Raw genomic sequence first — 17,065 nt, 5'->3', positions numbered from 1 at the left:
CAGTCCATGAGCGTGCATGAACTCAAGCGTTCGCCCCCGGCGGATGCACGAACACCGGAAAACAGCGTGCTGCTGCCCGCGGCCCTGGAGCTGTTGCAGCACTGGGCGCAGGTCAGCCCGCTGGCCAGTGCGTTGCGCCACAAGCGCCACGGCCATTGGTACAACTGGCGCTGGATCGATGCCGCGCGGGATGTCGAGCGCCTGGCCGACGGCCTGCGGCAACAGGGTTTCGACGAAGGCTCGCGACTGGCGTTGAGCGGCCTGTTCGAGCCCAACCTGCTGCTTCTGGCCCTGGCCGCGCAACGGGTGGGCGGCCAGGTGCTGACCCTGAGCGACGAGCTCGACCCGCAAGCCCTGCGCCAGGCCCTGTGGAACCTGCGCCCCAGCCATGCCTTCGTGCATTCGCGCCAGCAACTGCTGCGCTGGGTCGCGGCGGGCGAAAACAGCGTTGCCCCGCAGGTATTGATCGCCCACCAGGCGGTTCCGCGCCTGCCAGAGGGTTCGCGCCAGCCGGTGCTGGCCTTCAGCGACCTGCTGGGCAGCCGGGAAAAGCCCCAGCGCCAGAACCACTGGCGGCATCCGGCCCATGCCGCGCAGCTGTGGAGCGAGGAGGGCACGCACTGGCCGGAAGGCCTGAGGGTCTTGCTGCACCAGTGGCTGCACAGCGGCCATAGCCTGGCCTTTCCGGAAAGCCGCGGTTCGGCCAGCCGCGACCGCCGCGATGTCGCTCCCAGCGGCCTGCTGCTCTCGGGCCCTTGCCTGCAACGCCTGGCCGACGACATCGAAAGTCGCCTGGCACCCCCCGGCAGCTGGCGCCGCCGCCTGTGCGACTGGGCCATTGCCCAGCCGCACCGCCCCCTGCAACGGCTGCTGAAGAACCGGGTGCGCCGGCTCCTGGGGTTCCAGCGCCTGGATTACATCTGGCAGGCCCCCGGCACGCCCTCGAAACCTTCGGCGCCGGTGTGGCTGGCCGAATTCAAACGGAATATCGCATGAGCGCCGCCGACCCCATCCTGCAAGTCAATGCCATCTCCCTGTCGTTCAAGGGGGTGAAGGCGATCAACCAACTGTCCTTCGCCGTTGCGCGCGGCGAGATCTGCGCGCTGATCGGGCCCAACGGCGCCGGCAAGAGTTCCTTGCTCAATATCCTCAATGGCGTCTATCGCTTCGACGCCGGCTCGATTGTCTTCGACCGCGAGGCGTTCCAGCGCATCGACCCCTTGCGGGCCGCGCGCCGGGGCATCGGCCGCACCTTCCAGAACAACGCGCTGTTCAAGAAGATGAGCGTGATCGACAACCTGCTCAGCGGCCTGTCGCGGCATACCCGCGCCAGCTTTATCGAGCAGGCCCTGGGGTTGCCCCGGGCACGGCGCGAGGCCGAGGCCCATCGGCAGCTGGCCCAGGGCGTTCTCGAATTCCTCGACTTGCAGGCCCAGCGCGACGTGCCGGTGGGCAACCTGTCCTACGGCCTGCAAAAGCGCGTCGAGCTGGGCCGGGCCTTGATCGCCGGGCCCAGCCTGTTGCTGCTGGACGAGCCCATGGCCGGGATGAACGCCGAGGAAAAGCAGGACATGGCGCGCTTCATCGCCGATATCAACCGCGACCTCGGCACCACGGTGGTGCTGATCGAGCACGATATGAGCGTGGTCATGGAGCTGTCCGACCATGTGGTGGTGCTGGACTACGGGCGCAAGGTCGGCGACGGCACCCCGGCCGAAGTGCAGGCCGACCCCGAGGTGATCGCCGCCTACCTGGGGGTGGTGCACTGATGGGCTTTTTCTTCGAAACCCTGCTCGGCGGCCTGTTGGCCGGCACTATGTATTCGCTGGTGGCCATCGGCTTCGTGCTGATCTACAAGGCCAGCGGCGTGTTCAATTTCGCCCAGGGCGCGATGCTGCTGTTCGCCGCGCTGACCTTCGTCAGCCTGCACGACCAGGGCGTGCCCTTTGTCCTGGCGCTGCTGGCGACGGTGCTGGTGATGATCGCCGGCGCCTGGCTGATCGAGCGGCTGGTGCTGCGGCCGCTGGTCAATCGTTCGCAGATCACCCTGTTCATGGCCACCCTGGGCCTGTCGTTCATCATCGAGGGCCTGGCCCAGGGGTTGATGGGCTCCCAGGTCAGGGCGCTGGACCTGGGCATCGACGACGTGCCGCTGTTGCTCGGGCCGTTGATGCTCAGCCAGTTCGACCTGATCGCCGCGGCCACCGCCGTGGTGCTGGTGACAGTGCTGGCGCTGCTGTTCAACAAGACCCGCATCGGCGTGTCGCTGCGCGCGGTGGCCGACGACACCACGGCCGCGCTGTCGATCGGCATCAACCTCAACCGCATCTGGCAGATCGTCTGGGCCGTGGCCGGCATCGTCGGGCTGGTGGCCGGGCTGCTCTGGGGCGCGCGCCAGGGTGTGCAGTTCTCGCTGTCGCTGGTGGTGCTCAAGGCTTTGCCGGTGCTGATCATCGGCGGCTTCACCTCGATCGGCGGGGCGATTGTCGGCGGGCTGATCGTCGGCGCCGCCGAGAACCTGGCCGAGGTCTATATCGGCCCGCTGATCGGCGGCGGCATCACCCCGTGGTTCGCCTATGTGCTGGCCCTGGCCTTCCTTTATATCCGTCCCGCCGGCCTGTTCGGCGAGCGCGCCATCGAGCGAGTCTGAATCCATGTCCATTCCCTTGACCCAGGCCACCGCGCCTGTGCTGTTGGTCCCGCGCCGCCTGCCCTGGGGCCTGGGCGGCCTGTTGCTCCTGGCCTTGGTCGGCGTGCCGCTGGTGGGTAACGACTATTGGCTCAACGCCATTTTGATTCCGTTCCTGGTGCTGTCCCTGGCCGGGCTCGGCCTCAACCTGCTCACCGGCTACACCGGCCAGACCTCGGTCGGCGCCGCCGGCTTCATGGCGGTCGGCGCCTTCGCCACCTACGGCTTCCTGCTGCGCCTGCCGGAGCTGGGGCTGCCCCTGGCCTTGCTCGGCGGCGGGTTGGTCAGCGCGGCGGTGGGCTGGCTGTTCGGCCTGCCCAGTTCGCGGATCAAGGGCTTCTACCTGATGGTCACCACCCTGGCGGCGCAGTTCTTCCTGGAGTGGCTGTTCGTCAAGTTTCCCTGGTTCTACAACTACGGCTCCTCGGGGACCATCTCGGCGCCCCGGCTGAGCCTGTTCGGCCACGACCTCAATACCCCGGTCGGGCGTTACCTGCTGACCCTGGCCAGCGTGCTGCTGTTGACCTGGGTCGCGTTGAACCTGGTGCGCAGCCAGGTCGGGCGCAACTGGATGGCGATCCGCGACATGGACACCGCGGCGGCGGTGATCGGCATTCCGGTGGCACGCTACAAGCGCCTGGCATTTGCCGTCAGCTCCTTCTACCTGGGCATCGCCGGCGCCCTGTGGGCGTTCGCCTACCTGGGCACGGCCAGCGCCAGCAGCTTCGATATCAATCGTTCGTTCCAGATCCTGTTCATCATCATTATCGGCGGCATGGGCAGCGTGGCCGGCAACTTCGTCGGCGCGGCCTTTATCAGCCTGCTGCCGATCCTGCTCAGCCACGTCGGGCAAGCGCTGTCGGGCGGTGCGGTGGATGCCGGGCAGTTGCAGAACCTGCAGAAAATCATCTTCGGCGTGCTGATCATCCTGTTCCTGATCAAGGAACCGGAGGGGCTGATCCGCCTGCTGGGCAATCTCCGGCAACGGCTGGGCCACTGGCCGCTGCGTTTCTGAATTCCACTGCTGAGTAGAGAGAAAATATGCGTGCATCCTTGAAACGTTCCCTGGCCGGCGCCGTGGTGGCGCTGGCGATCCTCGGCGGTGCGGCGCCCGTGGCGCAGGCCGCGGCGGACCAGCAGTTCTTTCCGCTGGCCACCTACCGGGTCGGTGCCTATGCCTCCAGCGGGGTGCAGGTGTGGGCCGGCATGATCGACTACCTGAACTACATCAATCAGGTGGAAGGCGGGATCAACGGGGTCAAGCTGGTCTGGCAGGAGTGCGAGACCGAGTGGACGGCGGAGAAGGGCATCGAGTGCTACGAGCGCTTCAAGAACGGCCTGGATGGCGCGCCGGTGGCGGTCTACCAGCCCAACGGCGCCCCGGCGGCCTATGCCCTGAGCGAGCGCGCCGAGGTCGACAAGATCCCGCTGATCACCCTGGGCTACGGCCGTACCGAGGCCACCGACGGCACGGTGTTTCCCTATAACTTTCCGGTGATGCTGACCTTCTACAGCGAGGCTTCGACCCTGGTGAACTACATCGCCGAGCGCGAGGGCGGCTTCGACAAGCTCAAAGGCAAGAAGATCGCCACGGTCTACCACGACTCGGCCTATGGCCGGGAAACCCTCGGCCCGCTGAAGCTGCTGGCGGAGAAATACGGCTTCGAGAACATCCAGATCCCGGTGGCCGATCCGGGTAACGAGCAGTCGGCGCAATGGCGCCAGGTGCGCCAGCAGAACCCCGACTGGGTGTTCCTGCGCACCTGGGGCGTCTCGACCCCGGTGGCGGTGAAGACCGCCGCGCGCTTCGGCTTCCCGGTGGACCACATCATCGGCGACATCTGGGCCAGCTCCAGCGAAGACGTATTGCCGGCCGGCGCCGCGGCCAAGGGCTATCTGGCGCTGACACCGTATCCGGCGGGAAGCGATTTCGACATCCACCGACGCCTCAAGCAACACATCCTCGACCAGGGCAAGAGCGACCTCAAGGACCTGAAGAACTTCGGCAGCGTGTACTACAACTCCGGGCTGGTGAACGCTGCGGTGGCGGTCGAAGCGATCCGCACCGCCCAGGGCAAGTTCGGCAAGCGCCCGCTCAATGGCGAAGAAGGGCGCTGGGGCCTGGAGCACCTGAACATCGACGACGCCCGGCTCAAGGCCATGGGTTACCTGGGGTTGATGCAGAACCTCAAGCTGTCCTGCCGCGATCACGAGGGCGGCGGTTCGGCGCGGGTGCAGCAGTGGGACGGCGCCCACTGGACCCTGATCAGCGACTGGATCGCCGCCGACCGCGCCTTGCTGCGGCCACTGATCGACGAGAAGTCGGCGGCCTTCGCCAAGGAGAAGAACCTCACGCCACGCACTTGCACCGGGGATGAATGACGCATGAGCCAGACCGCCCCGGCCGCCACGGCCGACGACCTGTTGCAGGTGCGCGATATCGAGGTGATCTACGACGGGGCGATCCTCGCGGTGGCCGGGGTTTCCCTGGGCGTGCCCGAGGGCGGCATCGTCACTTTGCTGGGGGCCAACGGTGCCGGCAAGAGCACCACCCTCAAGGCCATCTCCGGGCTGCTGCGCGCCGAGCGGGCCGAGGTCAGCCGCGGCTCGATCGCCTTTCTCGGCCAGGACAGCGCCGGTGTCGACCCGAGCCAGCGGGTGCGCCAGGGCATGGTCCATGTGCTGGAGGGGCGCCATGTGTTCCCGCAGTTGACGGTGGAGGACAACCTGCGCAGCGGCGGTTTTGTCCGTGGCTTGAGCCGCCGGGAACTGGCCGCCGACCTGGAGCGCATCTACGCCTGGTTCCCGCGCCTGAAAACCAAGCGCGGCACCCGCGCCGGGCTGACCTCGGGCGGCGAGCAGCAGATGGTCGCCCTCGGCCGCGCGCTGATGACCCGGCCGCGCCTGGTGCTGCTGGACGAGCCGTCCATGGGCCTGGCGCCGATCATCGTCCAGGAGATTTTCGAAATCGTCGCGCAACTCAATCGCGAGGCGCGGGTGAGCTTCCTGATCGCCGAACAAAACATTAATGTGGCGCTCAAGTACGCCTCCAGGGCCTACGTACTCGACACCGGGCGCGTGGCCTGGTCGGGAACGGCCGATGAACTGCTGGCCCGGGGCGATCTGCAGGACTTCTACCTAGGCAGGCACTGACCCGTGAGAACCCCATGAGCCAAACACCCAACGGACAGGCGAGCGGCGCCACCCGTGATGCCGATGTATTGATCGTCGGCGGCGGCCTGAGCGGCGCCTTGCTCGCCGCCCAACTGCTGCGCCTGCCGGGCCGCCGCCAGGTGCGGGTGATCGAGCCGCGCAGCGAGCTGGGGCGCGGCGAAGCCTACAGCGCCGTCGAGCTGGGCCACACCCTGAACGGCAACGCCGCGCGCATGAGCGTCGACCCGGACAACTCCGACGACCTGACCCAGTGGCTGAGCGACTACCTCGCCGGCGGCGGCTGGCCCGAGTCGGAGCAGCAGCCGGTGCCGGTCAGCGAGCTGTTCCCGCCTCGCGGGATCTTCGGCCTCTATGTGCAGCAACGGCTGGCCGAAGCCCAGGCGATCGGCGCCTTGCAGGGCTCGACGGTGACGCATGTGCGCGCCGAGGCGGTGGATTTGCAGGCCGACGCCGAGGGTGCCTGGTTGACCCTCGACGACGGCCAGCGACTACGCGGCGCCTTTGCCGTGCTGGCCACCGGCATGTTCCCGGCGGCGCGCACGCCGCAGACCGAATCCAGCGGCCTCAACGCCGCCGCGCTGGACCCCTGGGATGTCTCGGCCATGAGCCGGCTCGACCCGCAGGCAACGGTGCTGATCATCGGCTCCGGGCTGACCATGGTCGACGCCGTGGTGTCCCTGGAGCAGGCTGGGCATCGCGGGCCGATCGAGGTGTTCTCGCGCCACGGCCTGCTGCCCCATGTGCGGCGCCAGCCACCGGCCTGGGTCGATTTTCTCGCCGAGGACCCGAGCATCCGCACGCCGCGCCAGCTGTTGCACGAGCTGCGTCGCCAGTGCCGCCAGGCGCTGGCGGACGGCGTGGACTGGCAGGCGCCGCTGGACACGGTGCGCGCGCATATCGGGCGCTTGTGGAGCCAGGCCACGGATGGGCAGCGCCGGCAGTTCGTGCGCCATGTGCGGCCGTGGTGGGAAAGCCATCACCACCGTTCGCCGCCGCTGAGCGCCGAGCTGGTGGCGCGTTTGCACGGGGAAGGGCGGCTGCGCATCCATGCCGCCTCGTTCAAGGGCTTGGAGCCTTCGGCGGATGGGCGCCTGGCGATTGGCATCCGCCGTCGCGGCGAGACGCAAACCACTTGGGTCGCGGGGGATGCGTTGATCAACTCCAGCGGCATCGAATACGACTGGCGCCGGGTGGCCCGACCGTTGCCGCAGCAGCTGCTGGCCCGTGGCCTGATCCAGCCGGGACCGCTGGCCCTGGGGATCCGCGCCGACGCCGGTGGCGCGGTGGTGGATGCCGAAGGGCAGGTGGCCAGTCGGCTGTTCGCCATGGGCCCGCCGTTGCGCGGCATGTGGTGGGAAAGCACCGCGGTGACCGATGTGGCCAGCCAGGCCAAGGCGTTGGCGGCGCGGTTGGTTGCATTGGCATAACAACGCCAACCCCCTGTAGGAGCGAGCTTGCTCGCGAAGCGTTGGGTCAGACACACCGCGTTGTTTCTATCGCGAGCAAGCTCGCTCCTACAGGCATGGCGGTGGGGTTTTAAAGGGGCTCGACACTCACCCAACGCTGCTCCCGCGCCGCGACCCGGATCGCCGCCGCCAGCCGCTCCACCTGCCAGGCTTCCGCGAAATCCGTCCCGCCTTGCCCCTGGCCGCCAAGCGCCATGATCAGTTCATGCACCTCCAGGGTCTTCAGCTCGTTGTAGCCCAGCTGATGCCCCGGGGCCGGGCTGAAGGCGGCGTAGCCGGGCAGGGCGGGCCCGGCCAGCAGACGCTGGAAGCCGCTATCGCCGATACGGTACAGGCGCAGTTCGTTGAGGCGCTCCTGGTCGAAGGCCAGGGTGCCGCGGGTGCCGCTGATCTCGAAACTCAGGTGGTTCTTGTAGCCGTGCTTGAGCCAGCTGCTGCTGAAGGTCCCGCGGGCGCCGCTGGCGAAACGCAGCAGGGCGTGGGCCTGGTCGTCCACGGCGATCGGGCGCTGTTCCTGGCTGCCGGCGCTGGCCGGGCGCTGGTGGTGCACGGTCTGGCTGTCGGCGCAGACCGCCTCGACCTCACCCAGCAGATAACGCGCCATGGCCAGCAGATGGCTGCCCAGGTCGGCCAGGGCGCCGCCGGCGTGTTGTGGCTCGCAGCGCCAGGAGAAGGGCGAGGCCGGGTCGGCCATGAAGTCTTCGCTGAACTCGCCCTGGAAGTTGACGATCTGCCCCAGTTCGCCGCTGTCGATCAGCGCCTTGGCCTGCACGATCATCGGGTTGTGCTGATAGTTGTAGCCGACCCGGGTGACCACCCCGGCGGCTTGGGCCGCCTGCTGCATCTGCTGCGCCTGCTCGACGCTGACCGCCAGGGGTTTTTCGCAGTACACCGCCTTGCCGGCCTTCAGCGCGGCCATGGCCATGGGGAAGTGCAGGTGATTGGGCGTGGTGATCGCCACCAGATCGACCCTGGGGTCGTCGATCAGCCGTTGCCAGTCGCTGTGGGCCCGGGCAAATCCCCAGGCCGCGGCGCAGTGTTCGGCGCGCTGGCTGTCGGCATCGGCCAGCGCCGCCAGGTGCAGGCGCACCGGCAATTCGAATACCGCACTGACATTACGAAACGCCAGCGCATGGGCCCGCCCCATGAAGCCGGTGCCGATCAAGCCTATTCCAAGTTCACCCATAGCCGGACCTTTCAGAATTCTTATTGTAGGGAGTGTTATTTATGGAATAAAAATTCGGTAATTGCAATCTGTGGAATAAATTTTCAGTGACGCGCCGCTGACGGCCGGGGCTTGGTTGAGTGTGGTTCTCTGCTGGGTGCTGAGTGGGCTCAATTGAGCCAGCCAGTGGTGAAAGGCTTGCGTATGCATGATCGGTAGACCTCCTGGGTGGATGCCTACCTTTCAGACGTGTTCTGGCAACAGGCTATTGAGGCATAGTTTTTTATGTCTCGGCCTCGGCTCCGCATGCCCTGGTCACATCAAAAGAGCCTGTTCCACAGGCGTTTGGCCGCATTCGGCTGTTCCGCCCGCTCGCCGGTCGATTGAGGTGCCGAGGGCGGCGGTGAAGGCCGCGCAGCGGACGGGCGCGGCGCCTGGGCACTGCGTTTGTGCTGCTCATGCTGGTCCCGGAGTGCGAGTAGTTCGGGGCTGTCCGGACGGGCTTCCAGGCCATGCTTGATATAGGCCCGCGCCAGGTCGCGATCACCCTTGGCATACGCGCTTTCGCTCATCTCGGCGTAGAGCAGCGCCACCTGGTTCAACCCGGCCAGCGCCTGGGCGTTCCCCGGCTCCAGGCCGAGCATCTGCCGGTAATAGAACACCGCGCTGTCATCCTCGGGTTCCAGCAGGTGTTCTTCGGCGATGCGCTGCTCGGCCAGTTGCCGGTAGCCGGCGATCCGCGCCGCGGCTACCCGTTGCAGTCCTTGCCGGGCCTGCGCGCTGGCTTCGTCGAGCTGCAAGGCCTGGTTGAAGAAATACTCGGCATTGTCCTGCGCCGGCTCGACCAGCTGGCCCGCCGCCAGGCGCTGTTCGCCACGTGCCAGCAGCTCGCCGATCTCGAACCGCTGCTGCAGGTACAGGCCGGTGCCGCTGGCAGCGCCGAGCAGCAGCAGGCCGCCGAGTGCCCACAGCGCCAGGCGCCTGTTCGGGCTGCGCCGGCGGGCGGGCTCGGGCTCCGCCTGGGGCGGCGCAGGATCGACCAGGGCCGGCGCGAAGCGGGTAGATTCCAGCGCCACCTCGCTGGGCTCGTCCGGTTGCTCTGGCTGGTCCAGCTCATCGAGTGCCTGCAGCAGCGCCCGGCAGTCGGCGAAGCGCTGGTTGGGGTCCTTCGCCAGCATCCGCTCGAGCACCGCCTTGTACGGGCTGATGTGCGCCGGCAAGCTCGGCGCCGGCATCTGCACGTGGTTCATCACGGTCTGGGTATAGCTGGCGCCGCGGAACGGATTGGTGCCGATGAGCATCTCCAGGAAGATCACGCCCAGGCTGTAGATGTCGGTGCGGATATCCAGCGGCTGGCACTGCGTCTGTTCCGGGCTGCTGTAGGCCGGGCTGCCGACCGCGATCCCGAGCCCGGTGAGCTCGCTGTCCATCTCCAGCGCCTTGGCGATGCCGAAATCGGTGATCACCACCGTGCCGTCGCTGCGAAAGAGGATGTTCGCCGGCTTGATATCGCGGTGGATCAGGCCCTGCTCATGCACCACGGCGAGGCCGGTGGCGATCTGCCGGACGATATCCAGGGCGCGCGTCGGCTCGAACACCTCGCCCTTGTGCCGGGCCAGGTCGCCGCCGCCGACGAATTCCATGGCCAGGTAGTAGCGGCCATCGGCCAGTCTGTTGATGTCGTGGATGGTGATGATCGAGGGGTGGTGCAACGAGGCGACGATATGCCCCTCGCGGATGAAGCGCTTGCTGAACGCCTCGTCATTGGCGTTGAGCAGTACCTTCACCGCCACCTTGCGGTGCAGCGACTCCTGGGTTGCCAGGTAGACTTCGGCCATCCCGCCTTGGCCAAGCCGGCTATGCACGCAGTAGCCGGGTATTTCGGGTAATCGTTCGTCCATGAAAGAATCCGTGCGCAGCCGCTGATTGAGGTATCACCGATACTGTCGGGCCGGATGTCACCCGTCGGATCAGGTCTCTATGAATTAAGAGCGGGGAACTTTTCCGGTAGTTCCTGGCTCGCCGTCTGCTGCCGTCCTGGCGTTTCGCGCTGCGCCTGGCTGGGCAGAACCCCGGCCTGTCGGGCCGAATGTCACCCGTCGGGGCTCTAATTGATAAGAGCGGGGAACTTTTCCGATAGTTCCCGGCTCGCCGTCTGCCGCCGTCCTGGCGTTTCGCGCTGCGCCTGGCTGGGCAAGCCCCCGGGCGCCGGGTCGAGTGCGCAATGCCGGCATATGAGCCTATCCTGGGGCGCTGCAAGCGACCGCCGGCGGTCGTTCAGCGGCGCTTCGTAGCCCACGGAGGTGAGCCACATGTCACGAATGGTTTCGCTCCTGGCGTTGCTCGGCGCCTTGTACCTGGCGCTCTGTGTCGCGGCGTGGGGGTTGCAGCGTTCGCTCATCTACTTCCCCCAGCCCCGCGCCATCTCCAGCCCCGCCACGCTGCTCAGGCTGCCGGTCGCCGACGCCGAGGTGCTGGTTTCCGTGAGGCCCCACGACGGTCCGAAGGCGTTGCTCTACTTCGGCGGCAACGCCGAGGACGTGTCCCTCAACCTGCCGGAGTTTGCCCGGGCCTTTCCCGAGCATGCACTCTACCTGCTGCACTACCGAGGCTATGGCGGCAGTTCCGGATCGCCCTCCGAGGCGGCCATCGCGGGCGATGCCATGGCCTTGTTCGACAAGGTGCAAGCCGCCCACCCGCGTATCGTGGTGGTCGGGCGCAGCCTCGGCGCGGCTGTCGCCGTGCGCCTGGCCAGCCAGCGCCCGGCATCGCGCCTGGTGCTGATCACGCCGTTCCACAGCCTGCAGGAGTTCGCCGCCGGCCAGTTTCCCTTTCTTCCGGTGAGGTGGCTGCTGCGGGACAAGTTCGAATCCTGGAAATACGCACCGCGCATCGCCGTGCCGACGTTGCTGATCGCCGCCGAACACGACGAAGTCATCCCGCGTTCGAGCACCGAGACGCTCTATGCGCATTTCGCCCCCGGCGTGGCCAGGCTCGAGGTCGTCCCGGACGCGGGGCATAATTCGATAGACGCGAGCCCGCGGTTCCTGGAACTGCTCCGCAGCGGGCTGTGAGCGCGCCGGCTTATGCCGGCTCCTCGCGCCTGTCCATGGCCACCTGGCGGATCGGCAGGCGGATCTGCGCCGACAGCACGCGCTTGGCGGCGCCTTCGGCCAGCTCGCCGAGCTGCGGGTGCTGGCTGAGCTTGCCGGCTTCGTCCTGGCGCGGCACGCGCTGGTCGAGCAGGCCCCGCGACCATCCCCAAGACGCTCAGCTTTGGCTTGGCAATGCGGGCAGAGCTGCAAGGCCGGCAAGCCATCCAGCGCTGCTGACGGCCGCGAACTCTGCAGGGCTTGGTTGAGTGGTTCTCTGCCGGGTGTTGAGTTGGCTCAATTGAGCCAGCCAGTGGTGAAAGGCTGCGTATCCATGATCGGTAGACCTCCTGGGTGGATGCCTACCTTTCAAACTGGTTCTTGCAACAGGCTATTGAGACATCGCCAATAAAAAGGGTGCAATGAACAGTCATTGCACCCATGGGCCGATCACCCGAGCAGGGTCAGAACTGGAAGGTGAACCCCAGGTTGACCGCGCTGCCACCGCCATGGCCGGACACCAGCCCGGTGTAGTTCAGCGACACCAGGGTGTCTTTGCTCATGGCCATTTCCGCAGCGGCCTTGACCACCGCGCCATCGCGAGACACCGGCACGCCGTTCACCGCAAAGGCCGCCGCACTGCCGGCAAATTTCAATGAGGTTTCACGATCCAGGTCGCCGTACTGGTGTTCCCAGCCCAGCTCGCCACGCAAGGTCACCGAGCGGGTGGCGCTCACCGGCAATTGCGTATGACCTCGCAGGCCAAGGGTCGAGAGCGTGGCGTCCTGGCTTTGCTTGCTGCCATGCAAGGCTGCTGCACCGCCGCGTTCCTTGAACGAGTCGTTCTGGAAGTTGATGTAGCTGAGGTTGGCGAAGGGTTCGAAAGCCGCCCACCGGGTGTAGCCGATTTCGCCGAACACCTGATCGGTACGCGCGTTGTAGTTGGCTTTTTCATGGCTCGACTGGTTGCCGTACGTCACGTCACGGGAAGTGTCGAAGCGGTGCCAGGTGGTGGCTCCGCCGAGGCGCAGGGCGATGCTGTCGAAACGTTTGCCGCCATAGATCGACAGGTGATAGTTGTCGCTGTCGGCGGAAGTCCTGGAGGCTCCGTTCAGATCGGTTCGGGTGTAGCCGGTTGCCGCCCCGACGCGCCAGCCATCGCCGACGTCGGTGTCCAGGCCGAGCAGGACGCCGGTGGTGGAAGTGCTGTAGCGCGTGGCGTTGTGATCGGCGTCGACTTGCCTGTGGCCGCCGAGCAATTGCACCCAGCCACCATTGCTGCTGGCCTGGATATCCCTATCGATATCCAGGGCCTGAGCCTGTTGCAGGCGGCCGTTGACTGCGTCACGCAGGTAACGGCTGTCAGCGATCTGCGCAGCGGCGATGTCGGCGTGCACCTGGCCATCGAGCTGGTTGAAGGCTTGTCGCGCCAGTTCCGCCGAGTCGGAGGCCAGGATGCTCTCGTACACCGGATTACCTGCGCTCAATGTGTCGATGGCGCTGGCGACGGCACGCTCGTTACGGGTCAAGGCTACGCTGGCGAACGCGGTCTGGTTGCGGTAGATGCCCAGGTTCAACTGGTTCGGCTGGTAGTCCAGGCGGGTGTCGAGGAACAAGAAGCCGGGGGCGACGGCAGCGAACTGGCCGTTGATACCCTGGCTGGCGCTGAGGATGTTGAACTGCTGGCCCAGGTAGCTGCTGGCCTGGGCCGCAGACAGCAGGTTGGGGCTGTTTTCCATCGAGAGGGTGACCTGTCCGCCGTTGAGAGTCGCCACGCCTGTGCTCTGGAGGGTGTCGGTCTGCCCGTTGGCGGCGATTTCCACCGCGTACACCGAACCCGGGTTGAACGTGACGTCGCCGGTGTGCAGGGTGCCGACCGAATGGCCGGGGGCCACGGTACCGCCGTTGTTCACCAGCAGGGTGCCGATGCTGCCGTTACCCGCCAGGGTGCCGCCGATACGGGTGACCACCTGGTTATTGGCATCGACGCTGCCCACGGCGCTGCCATCGACCGTCACGCTGGAGGTCAAGCTGCCGTCCACCGAGAGCTTGCCGCCACGGACCCAGGTACTGCCCGAATAGCGGCTCTGACCGTCGAGTACCAGTTCCCCATCCCCGGACTTTGTCAGGCTGCCGACATAGGTCTGGCCGGTCAGCGGGTCCAGGCCGCGGGTCAGCGTTGCCTGTTCCCGGGCCATGCCGATCTCGTACTGGAATTGATCGTCCGCCGAGGCCCCGGCCGGCAGACCGTTGACCCAACCTTTTTGCTGCTTGATCGCGCTCCAGGTGGCCTGTTCGGCAGCGTCTTCGCTGCGTCGGGCACGGATCGCTTCGTCGGAGATGTCGTTGGCCCAGATATCGCGGGTGCCGGCGGGCAGCGCCACGGCCAGTGCACCGACGAACTGTCCCGGGCCCTGCATGGCCTTTTTCAGGTTGGGCAGGCCCCAGCCGTTGACCACGCCTGGCACCTGCGGGGTGCCGGGAGCGGCGTCGTGCACCGGTTGCAGGTTGTCGTAGGTGCGTCCGCCCGTCCGGTCGCCGACCGGGGTGTCCGGGCCGTCCGGGGTTTGCAGGGTGGAGGTGGTCAGCAAGACATCGCGGGCCTGGCTCGCGGTCATGTAGGGAAAGCGCTGGATCACCAGGGCCAGGGCGCCGGAAACGCTGGGGGCGGCCGCCGAGGTGCCGTTGGCGTTGGGGATGATCTCGCCTTCCGGTCCTGCGGACGGAATGCCGGAAACCCCCATGACGCACCACCACTTGGAGGTGCCGCAGCGGTTGTAGACCTGGGCGCCGCTCTCGTCATAACCGGTGATGGACAGCCACTTGGATTCCAGGTCCGGCTTGAAGTAGGGGAGGTTGGCGTTGGTGTCCGGGTTGGCGCCATGGCTGTCGTTGCCGGCGGATATGATCTGGATGAACGAGTACTGCCGGCCGGCGTCGGCCATGGCATCCATCCAGGTCTTCTGGCCCGCGTGGGCCTTGTCCCAGAACGGCCGGTAGGCGGCGGTCATGTCCCTGAGGATAGCCTGCGGGCTGTCGCCGACCGTGCCGAAGTGGTTCTCTACGTCATTACGCGAGTTCTGCCCCCAGCTCTGGTTGACGATCGACACTTTTTTCGCCGCCAGCGCGTCGTAGCTGGCCATGAAGGCGTTGTAGTCGAGGTCGTTGGAGCCTTGATAACGGTCGTTATCGCTGCCGCCGGTGTTGGCCACGAACAGATTGGCGTCGAAGGCGATACCGTGCATGCCGGTACCATTGCGACTGGCCGCCAGTACTCCGGACATTTCCGTGCCGTGGCCGTCGTTGAAGCTCGGGTCGTACTCACCCGGGATACTGAAGTGCTCACCTTTGTGGAACTCGCCGGCAGGCACCTCCAGCCGATAGCGCGGATGGGTTGCGTAGTATTCGCCGGTCGAGGTGACCGCCTGCACACGGTTTTCGCCTGCGGCGTTCTTGCCCTGGAATTCCGAATGTTCACTGAGGATGCCCGAGTCCAGCACGCCGACGTTTACCCCTTTCCCGGTGATACCCAGGGCATAGGCGTAATAGGCGTTGGTCCGGTCCAGGCCGGAGTTGACCTGGGCTTCCGGAGTCTTCCAGGTTTGCGCGTTATTGCTCCAGTTGCCGGTCGCGGCGGACCATGACTGTCCGGTATTGAGTTGTTTATGCAGGTCCGTGGCCACACCCGGCTCTATATAGGTATAAGGTTGGGCAGCCGGCAGGTTGGTAATAATCGCTTGGGCGAAGTCGAATATGTTCTGGGTATAACGGCCAGAGTTGCTGAACAGGCGGCTTTTATAGCGATCCAGATTGTTGTTGTAATCAAGTGGCTTGCTCGTATCGCCGAGCATTGCACTGATCGACAGGTTTTCCGCCTGCAACTCGTAGTTCTGCTGGAGCAACGAGTCGAACTTTGTCGATTGCGCGGCAAACTCTTTGGCTGCCTGGTCCAGGGTATTGCCTACACCAAAACGCAAGTTGGTATACACGGCGCTGCCCGGCGCGAATGACGCAGCGGCGTTCCTGAACGCAGCCTCCAATACCTGGGGTGTATAGGGCGAGCCGGTGGGCGGATTATCTGCCAGAGCCATCTGGCCCTGACCCAGCCACAAGGCGATGGCCATTGCGACAGGGCTCAGGGAAGCCGGTTTTAAACGGTTGCTGCGTTTGCCTGAATCGATACCTGCTACGTCCATGTTCCTTTTCCTTGAGATATGTCCTTGGTCGAAACTGATGTTTCGATCTCTTGTAATAGGCAGGGTTTAAATGATGGGCTGAAACAAAGGTGCTGCTTGGAAGCACGTGGTGTGTTTATTGTTTTTACTGAGCAATAGGGAATTCAGTCGCGGTTATCGTTACTGTTCGCTTGATACTCACTAGGTGGTACATATTAAGAAGTCGACAATCAACGAGTTGTCAGTTGTTGATCCTCAAGTTGTTTTTCTTTAAGGCGCACATCGGCCTCCGCTGTTTTCAAACAATGGTCTTTCACATGAGTGGTGTTGCAGAAAACTAACTGCGAGAGGGTTATAGCATGACAAATGAGCTTGTAACAAAATATTTATAGAGTGCTACGAACTTGATACCAGAACTGTGACAGGTTTGGTTTTCTGTTTGAGAAAGGTTGGGGCGAGGTGTGGGTGCCGGGCACTAAAAAGGCAGCCCGCAGGCTGCCTTTAGTTGTACGGCGAGGATCGCTCAGGACAGGAAACCGCCGTCCACATTCAGCGATACGCCCGTGGTGTAGCTCGAGGCATCGCTGGCCAGGTAGAGCACGGCGCCGGCCATTTCGCTCGGGTCGGCCACGCGCTTGAGGGGGATCTGCGCCAGGGCGGTCTTGAGGATGGCGTCGTTCTTCACCAGCGCCGAGGCGAACTTGGTGTCGGTCAGGCCCGGCAGCAGGGCATTGCAGCGGATGCCGAACTGCGCGCATTCCTTGGCGAAGACCTTGGTCATGTTGATCACCGCCGCCTTGGTCACCGAGTAGATGCCCTGGAAGATGCCGGGGGATACGCCGTTGATCGAGGCCACGTTGATGATGCTGCCGCCGCCGTTGTCGCGCATCAGCTTGCCGGCTTCCACCGACATGAAGAAGTAGCCGCGGATGTTGACGTCGACGGTCTTCTGGAAGGCGCCGAGGTCGGTGTCCAGCACGTTGCAGAACTGCGGGTTGGTGGCGGCGTTGTTGACCAGGATGTCCAGGCGCCCGAACTGTTCGCGGATGCCGGCGAACACCTGGCTGATCTGCTCCATCTCGCCGATATGGCAGGCGATGGCGGTGGCCTTGCCGCCAGCGGCGATGATGGCGTCGGCCACATGCTGGCAGCCTTCGAGCTTGCGGCTCGAGACGATCACATGGGCGCCTTGCTGGGCCAGCAGCTTGGCGATGGCTTCACCGATGCCGCGGCTGGCGCCGGAGACGAAAGCGATCTTGCCGTCGAGGTCGAACAACTGAGTCTTGGACATGGTTTTTCCTTAT

Annotated in this window: 12 protein-coding genes and 2 pseudogenes; 8 read left to right on the top strand and 6 right to left on the bottom strand. The window is 65.4% G+C overall.

The window, feature by feature from the left end; all coding sequences use genetic code 11:
- The first annotated feature begins 6 nt into the window (after positions 1 to 6).
- Genes DK261_RS00455 through DK261_RS00425 form a run of 7 tightly spaced genes read left to right on the top strand, consistent with a single transcriptional unit; the run spans position 7 to position 7,290 of the window.
- A complete protein-coding gene (locus DK261_RS00455) occupies positions 7 to 996 on the top strand; it encodes an AMP-binding protein (protein WP_009048495.1) in 990 nt (329 codons plus the stop codon).
- On the top strand, positions 993 to 1,769 hold the full coding sequence (locus tag DK261_RS00450) for an ABC transporter ATP-binding protein (RefSeq protein ID WP_009048496.1): 777 nt from the start codon (positions 993 to 995) through the stop codon (positions 1,767 to 1,769). The genes DK261_RS00455 and DK261_RS00450 overlap by 4 nt, the downstream gene beginning before the upstream one ends.
- Complete coding sequence (locus DK261_RS00445; RefSeq protein ID WP_009048497.1) at positions 1,769 to 2,650, top strand: branched-chain amino acid ABC transporter permease; 882 nt, start codon at positions 1,769 to 1,771, stop codon at positions 2,648 to 2,650. The genes DK261_RS00450 and DK261_RS00445 overlap by 1 nt, the downstream gene beginning before the upstream one ends.
- Positions 2,651 to 2,654: 4 nt before the next feature.
- Positions 2,655 to 3,704, top strand: coding sequence for a branched-chain amino acid ABC transporter permease (locus DK261_RS00440; RefSeq protein WP_009048498.1), 1,050 nt, complete (start codon positions 2,655 to 2,657; stop codon positions 3,702 to 3,704).
- A gap of 26 nt (positions 3,705 to 3,730) precedes the next feature.
- On the top strand, positions 3,731 to 5,071 hold the full coding sequence (locus tag DK261_RS00435) for an ABC transporter substrate-binding protein (RefSeq protein WP_009048499.1): 1,341 nt from the start codon (positions 3,731 to 3,733) through the stop codon (positions 5,069 to 5,071).
- A 3-nt stretch (positions 5,072 to 5,074) separates the two neighbouring features.
- Complete coding sequence (locus DK261_RS00430; RefSeq protein ID WP_009048500.1) at positions 5,075 to 5,842, top strand: ABC transporter ATP-binding protein; 768 nt, start codon at positions 5,075 to 5,077, stop codon at positions 5,840 to 5,842.
- 14 nt (positions 5,843 to 5,856) lie between these two features.
- Positions 5,857 to 7,290: an FAD/NAD(P)-binding protein gene (locus tag DK261_RS00425; RefSeq protein ID WP_110175147.1), complete on the top strand. Its 1,434-nt coding sequence runs from the start codon at positions 5,857 to 5,859 to the stop codon at positions 7,288 to 7,290.
- Between the two features lie 109 nt (positions 7,291 to 7,399).
- On the opposite strand, the gene DK261_RS00420 is transcribed toward DK261_RS00425, so the two are convergent.
- The 3 genes and pseudogenes from DK261_RS00420 to DK261_RS00415 form a co-directional block, all read right to left on the bottom strand.
- A complete protein-coding gene (locus tag DK261_RS00420) occupies positions 7,400 to 8,515 on the bottom strand; it encodes a Gfo/Idh/MocA family protein (protein WP_110175146.1) in 1,116 nt (371 codons plus the stop codon).
- 90 nt (positions 8,516 to 8,605) lie between these two features.
- A pseudogene (locus DK261_RS33785) lies at positions 8,606 to 8,704 on the bottom strand (IS1595 family transposase); the annotation flags it as partial.
- Between the two features lie 110 nt (positions 8,705 to 8,814).
- Positions 8,815 to 10,395, bottom strand: a complete 1,581-nt coding sequence (locus tag DK261_RS00415; RefSeq protein WP_110175145.1) for a serine/threonine-protein kinase — start codon at positions 10,393 to 10,395, stop codon at positions 8,815 to 8,817.
- A 411-nt stretch (positions 10,396 to 10,806) separates the two neighbouring features.
- Between DK261_RS00415 and DK261_RS00410 the strand changes: the two genes are divergently transcribed.
- The gene (locus DK261_RS00410; RefSeq protein WP_110175144.1) at positions 10,807 to 11,568 is read left to right on the top strand and encodes an alpha/beta hydrolase; all 762 of its coding nucleotides are present in this window, start codon (positions 10,807 to 10,809) and stop codon (positions 11,566 to 11,568) included.
- 10 nt (positions 11,569 to 11,578) lie between these two features.
- On the opposite strand, the pseudogene DK261_RS33115 reads toward DK261_RS00410, so the two are convergent.
- From DK261_RS33115 to DK261_RS00400, 3 genes and pseudogenes are all read right to left on the bottom strand, one after another.
- Positions 11,579 to 11,740, bottom strand: a pseudogene (locus DK261_RS33115) (hypothetical protein); the annotation flags it as partial.
- Positions 11,741 to 12,050: 310 nt separating this feature from the next.
- The gene (locus tag DK261_RS00405; RefSeq protein WP_110175143.1) at positions 12,051 to 15,782 is read right to left on the bottom strand and encodes an autotransporter domain-containing protein; all 3,732 of its coding nucleotides are present in this window, start codon (positions 15,780 to 15,782) and stop codon (positions 12,051 to 12,053) included.
- A gap of 502 nt (positions 15,783 to 16,284) precedes the next feature.
- Positions 16,285 to 17,052: an SDR family oxidoreductase gene (locus tag DK261_RS00400; RefSeq protein WP_009048507.1), complete on the bottom strand. Its 768-nt coding sequence runs from the start codon at positions 17,050 to 17,052 to the stop codon at positions 16,285 to 16,287.
- Between the last annotated feature and the right edge of the window lie 13 nt (positions 17,053 to 17,065).

It is taken from the genome of Pseudomonas sp. RW409 (genome assembly GCF_003184125.1).
In the GTDB taxonomy this organism is placed as follows: domain Bacteria; phylum Pseudomonadota; class Gammaproteobacteria; order Pseudomonadales; family Pseudomonadaceae; genus Aquipseudomonas; species Aquipseudomonas chlororaphis_I.
Note: the sequence above shows the minus strand (reverse complement) of the source record. Positions and strands in the feature narration are given on the sequence as shown.

Coding starts and splice junctions, on each gene's coding strand:
- DK261_RS00415 (WP_110175145.1), bottom strand. CDS start 10,395: ATGGACGAACGATTACCCGAAATACCCGGCTACTGCGTGCATAGCCGG.
- DK261_RS00425 (WP_110175147.1), top strand. CDS start 5,857: ATGAGCCAAACACCCAACGGACAGGCGAGCGGCGCCACCCGTGATGCC.
- DK261_RS00445 (WP_009048497.1), top strand. CDS start 1,769: ATGGGCTTTTTCTTCGAAACCCTGCTCGGCGGCCTGTTGGCCGGCACT.
- DK261_RS00430 (WP_009048500.1), top strand. CDS start 5,075: ATGAGCCAGACCGCCCCGGCCGCCACGGCCGACGACCTGTTGCAGGTG.
- DK261_RS00400 (WP_009048507.1), bottom strand. CDS start 17,052: ATGTCCAAGACTCAGTTGTTCGACCTCGACGGCAAGATCGCTTTCGTC.
- DK261_RS00455 (WP_009048495.1), top strand. CDS start 7: ATGAGCGTGCATGAACTCAAGCGTTCGCCCCCGGCGGATGCACGAACA.
- DK261_RS00420 (WP_110175146.1), bottom strand. CDS start 8,515: ATGGGTGAACTTGGAATAGGCTTGATCGGCACCGGCTTCATGGGGCGG.
- DK261_RS00450 (WP_009048496.1), top strand. CDS start 993: ATGAGCGCCGCCGACCCCATCCTGCAAGTCAATGCCATCTCCCTGTCG.
- DK261_RS00405 (WP_110175143.1), bottom strand. CDS start 15,782: ATGGACGTAGCAGGTATCGATTCAGGCAAACGCAGCAACCGTTTAAAA.
- DK261_RS00410 (WP_110175144.1), top strand. CDS start 10,807: ATGTCACGAATGGTTTCGCTCCTGGCGTTGCTCGGCGCCTTGTACCTG.
- DK261_RS00440 (WP_009048498.1), top strand. CDS start 2,655: ATGTCCATTCCCTTGACCCAGGCCACCGCGCCTGTGCTGTTGGTCCCG.
- DK261_RS00435 (WP_009048499.1), top strand. CDS start 3,731: ATGCGTGCATCCTTGAAACGTTCCCTGGCCGGCGCCGTGGTGGCGCTG.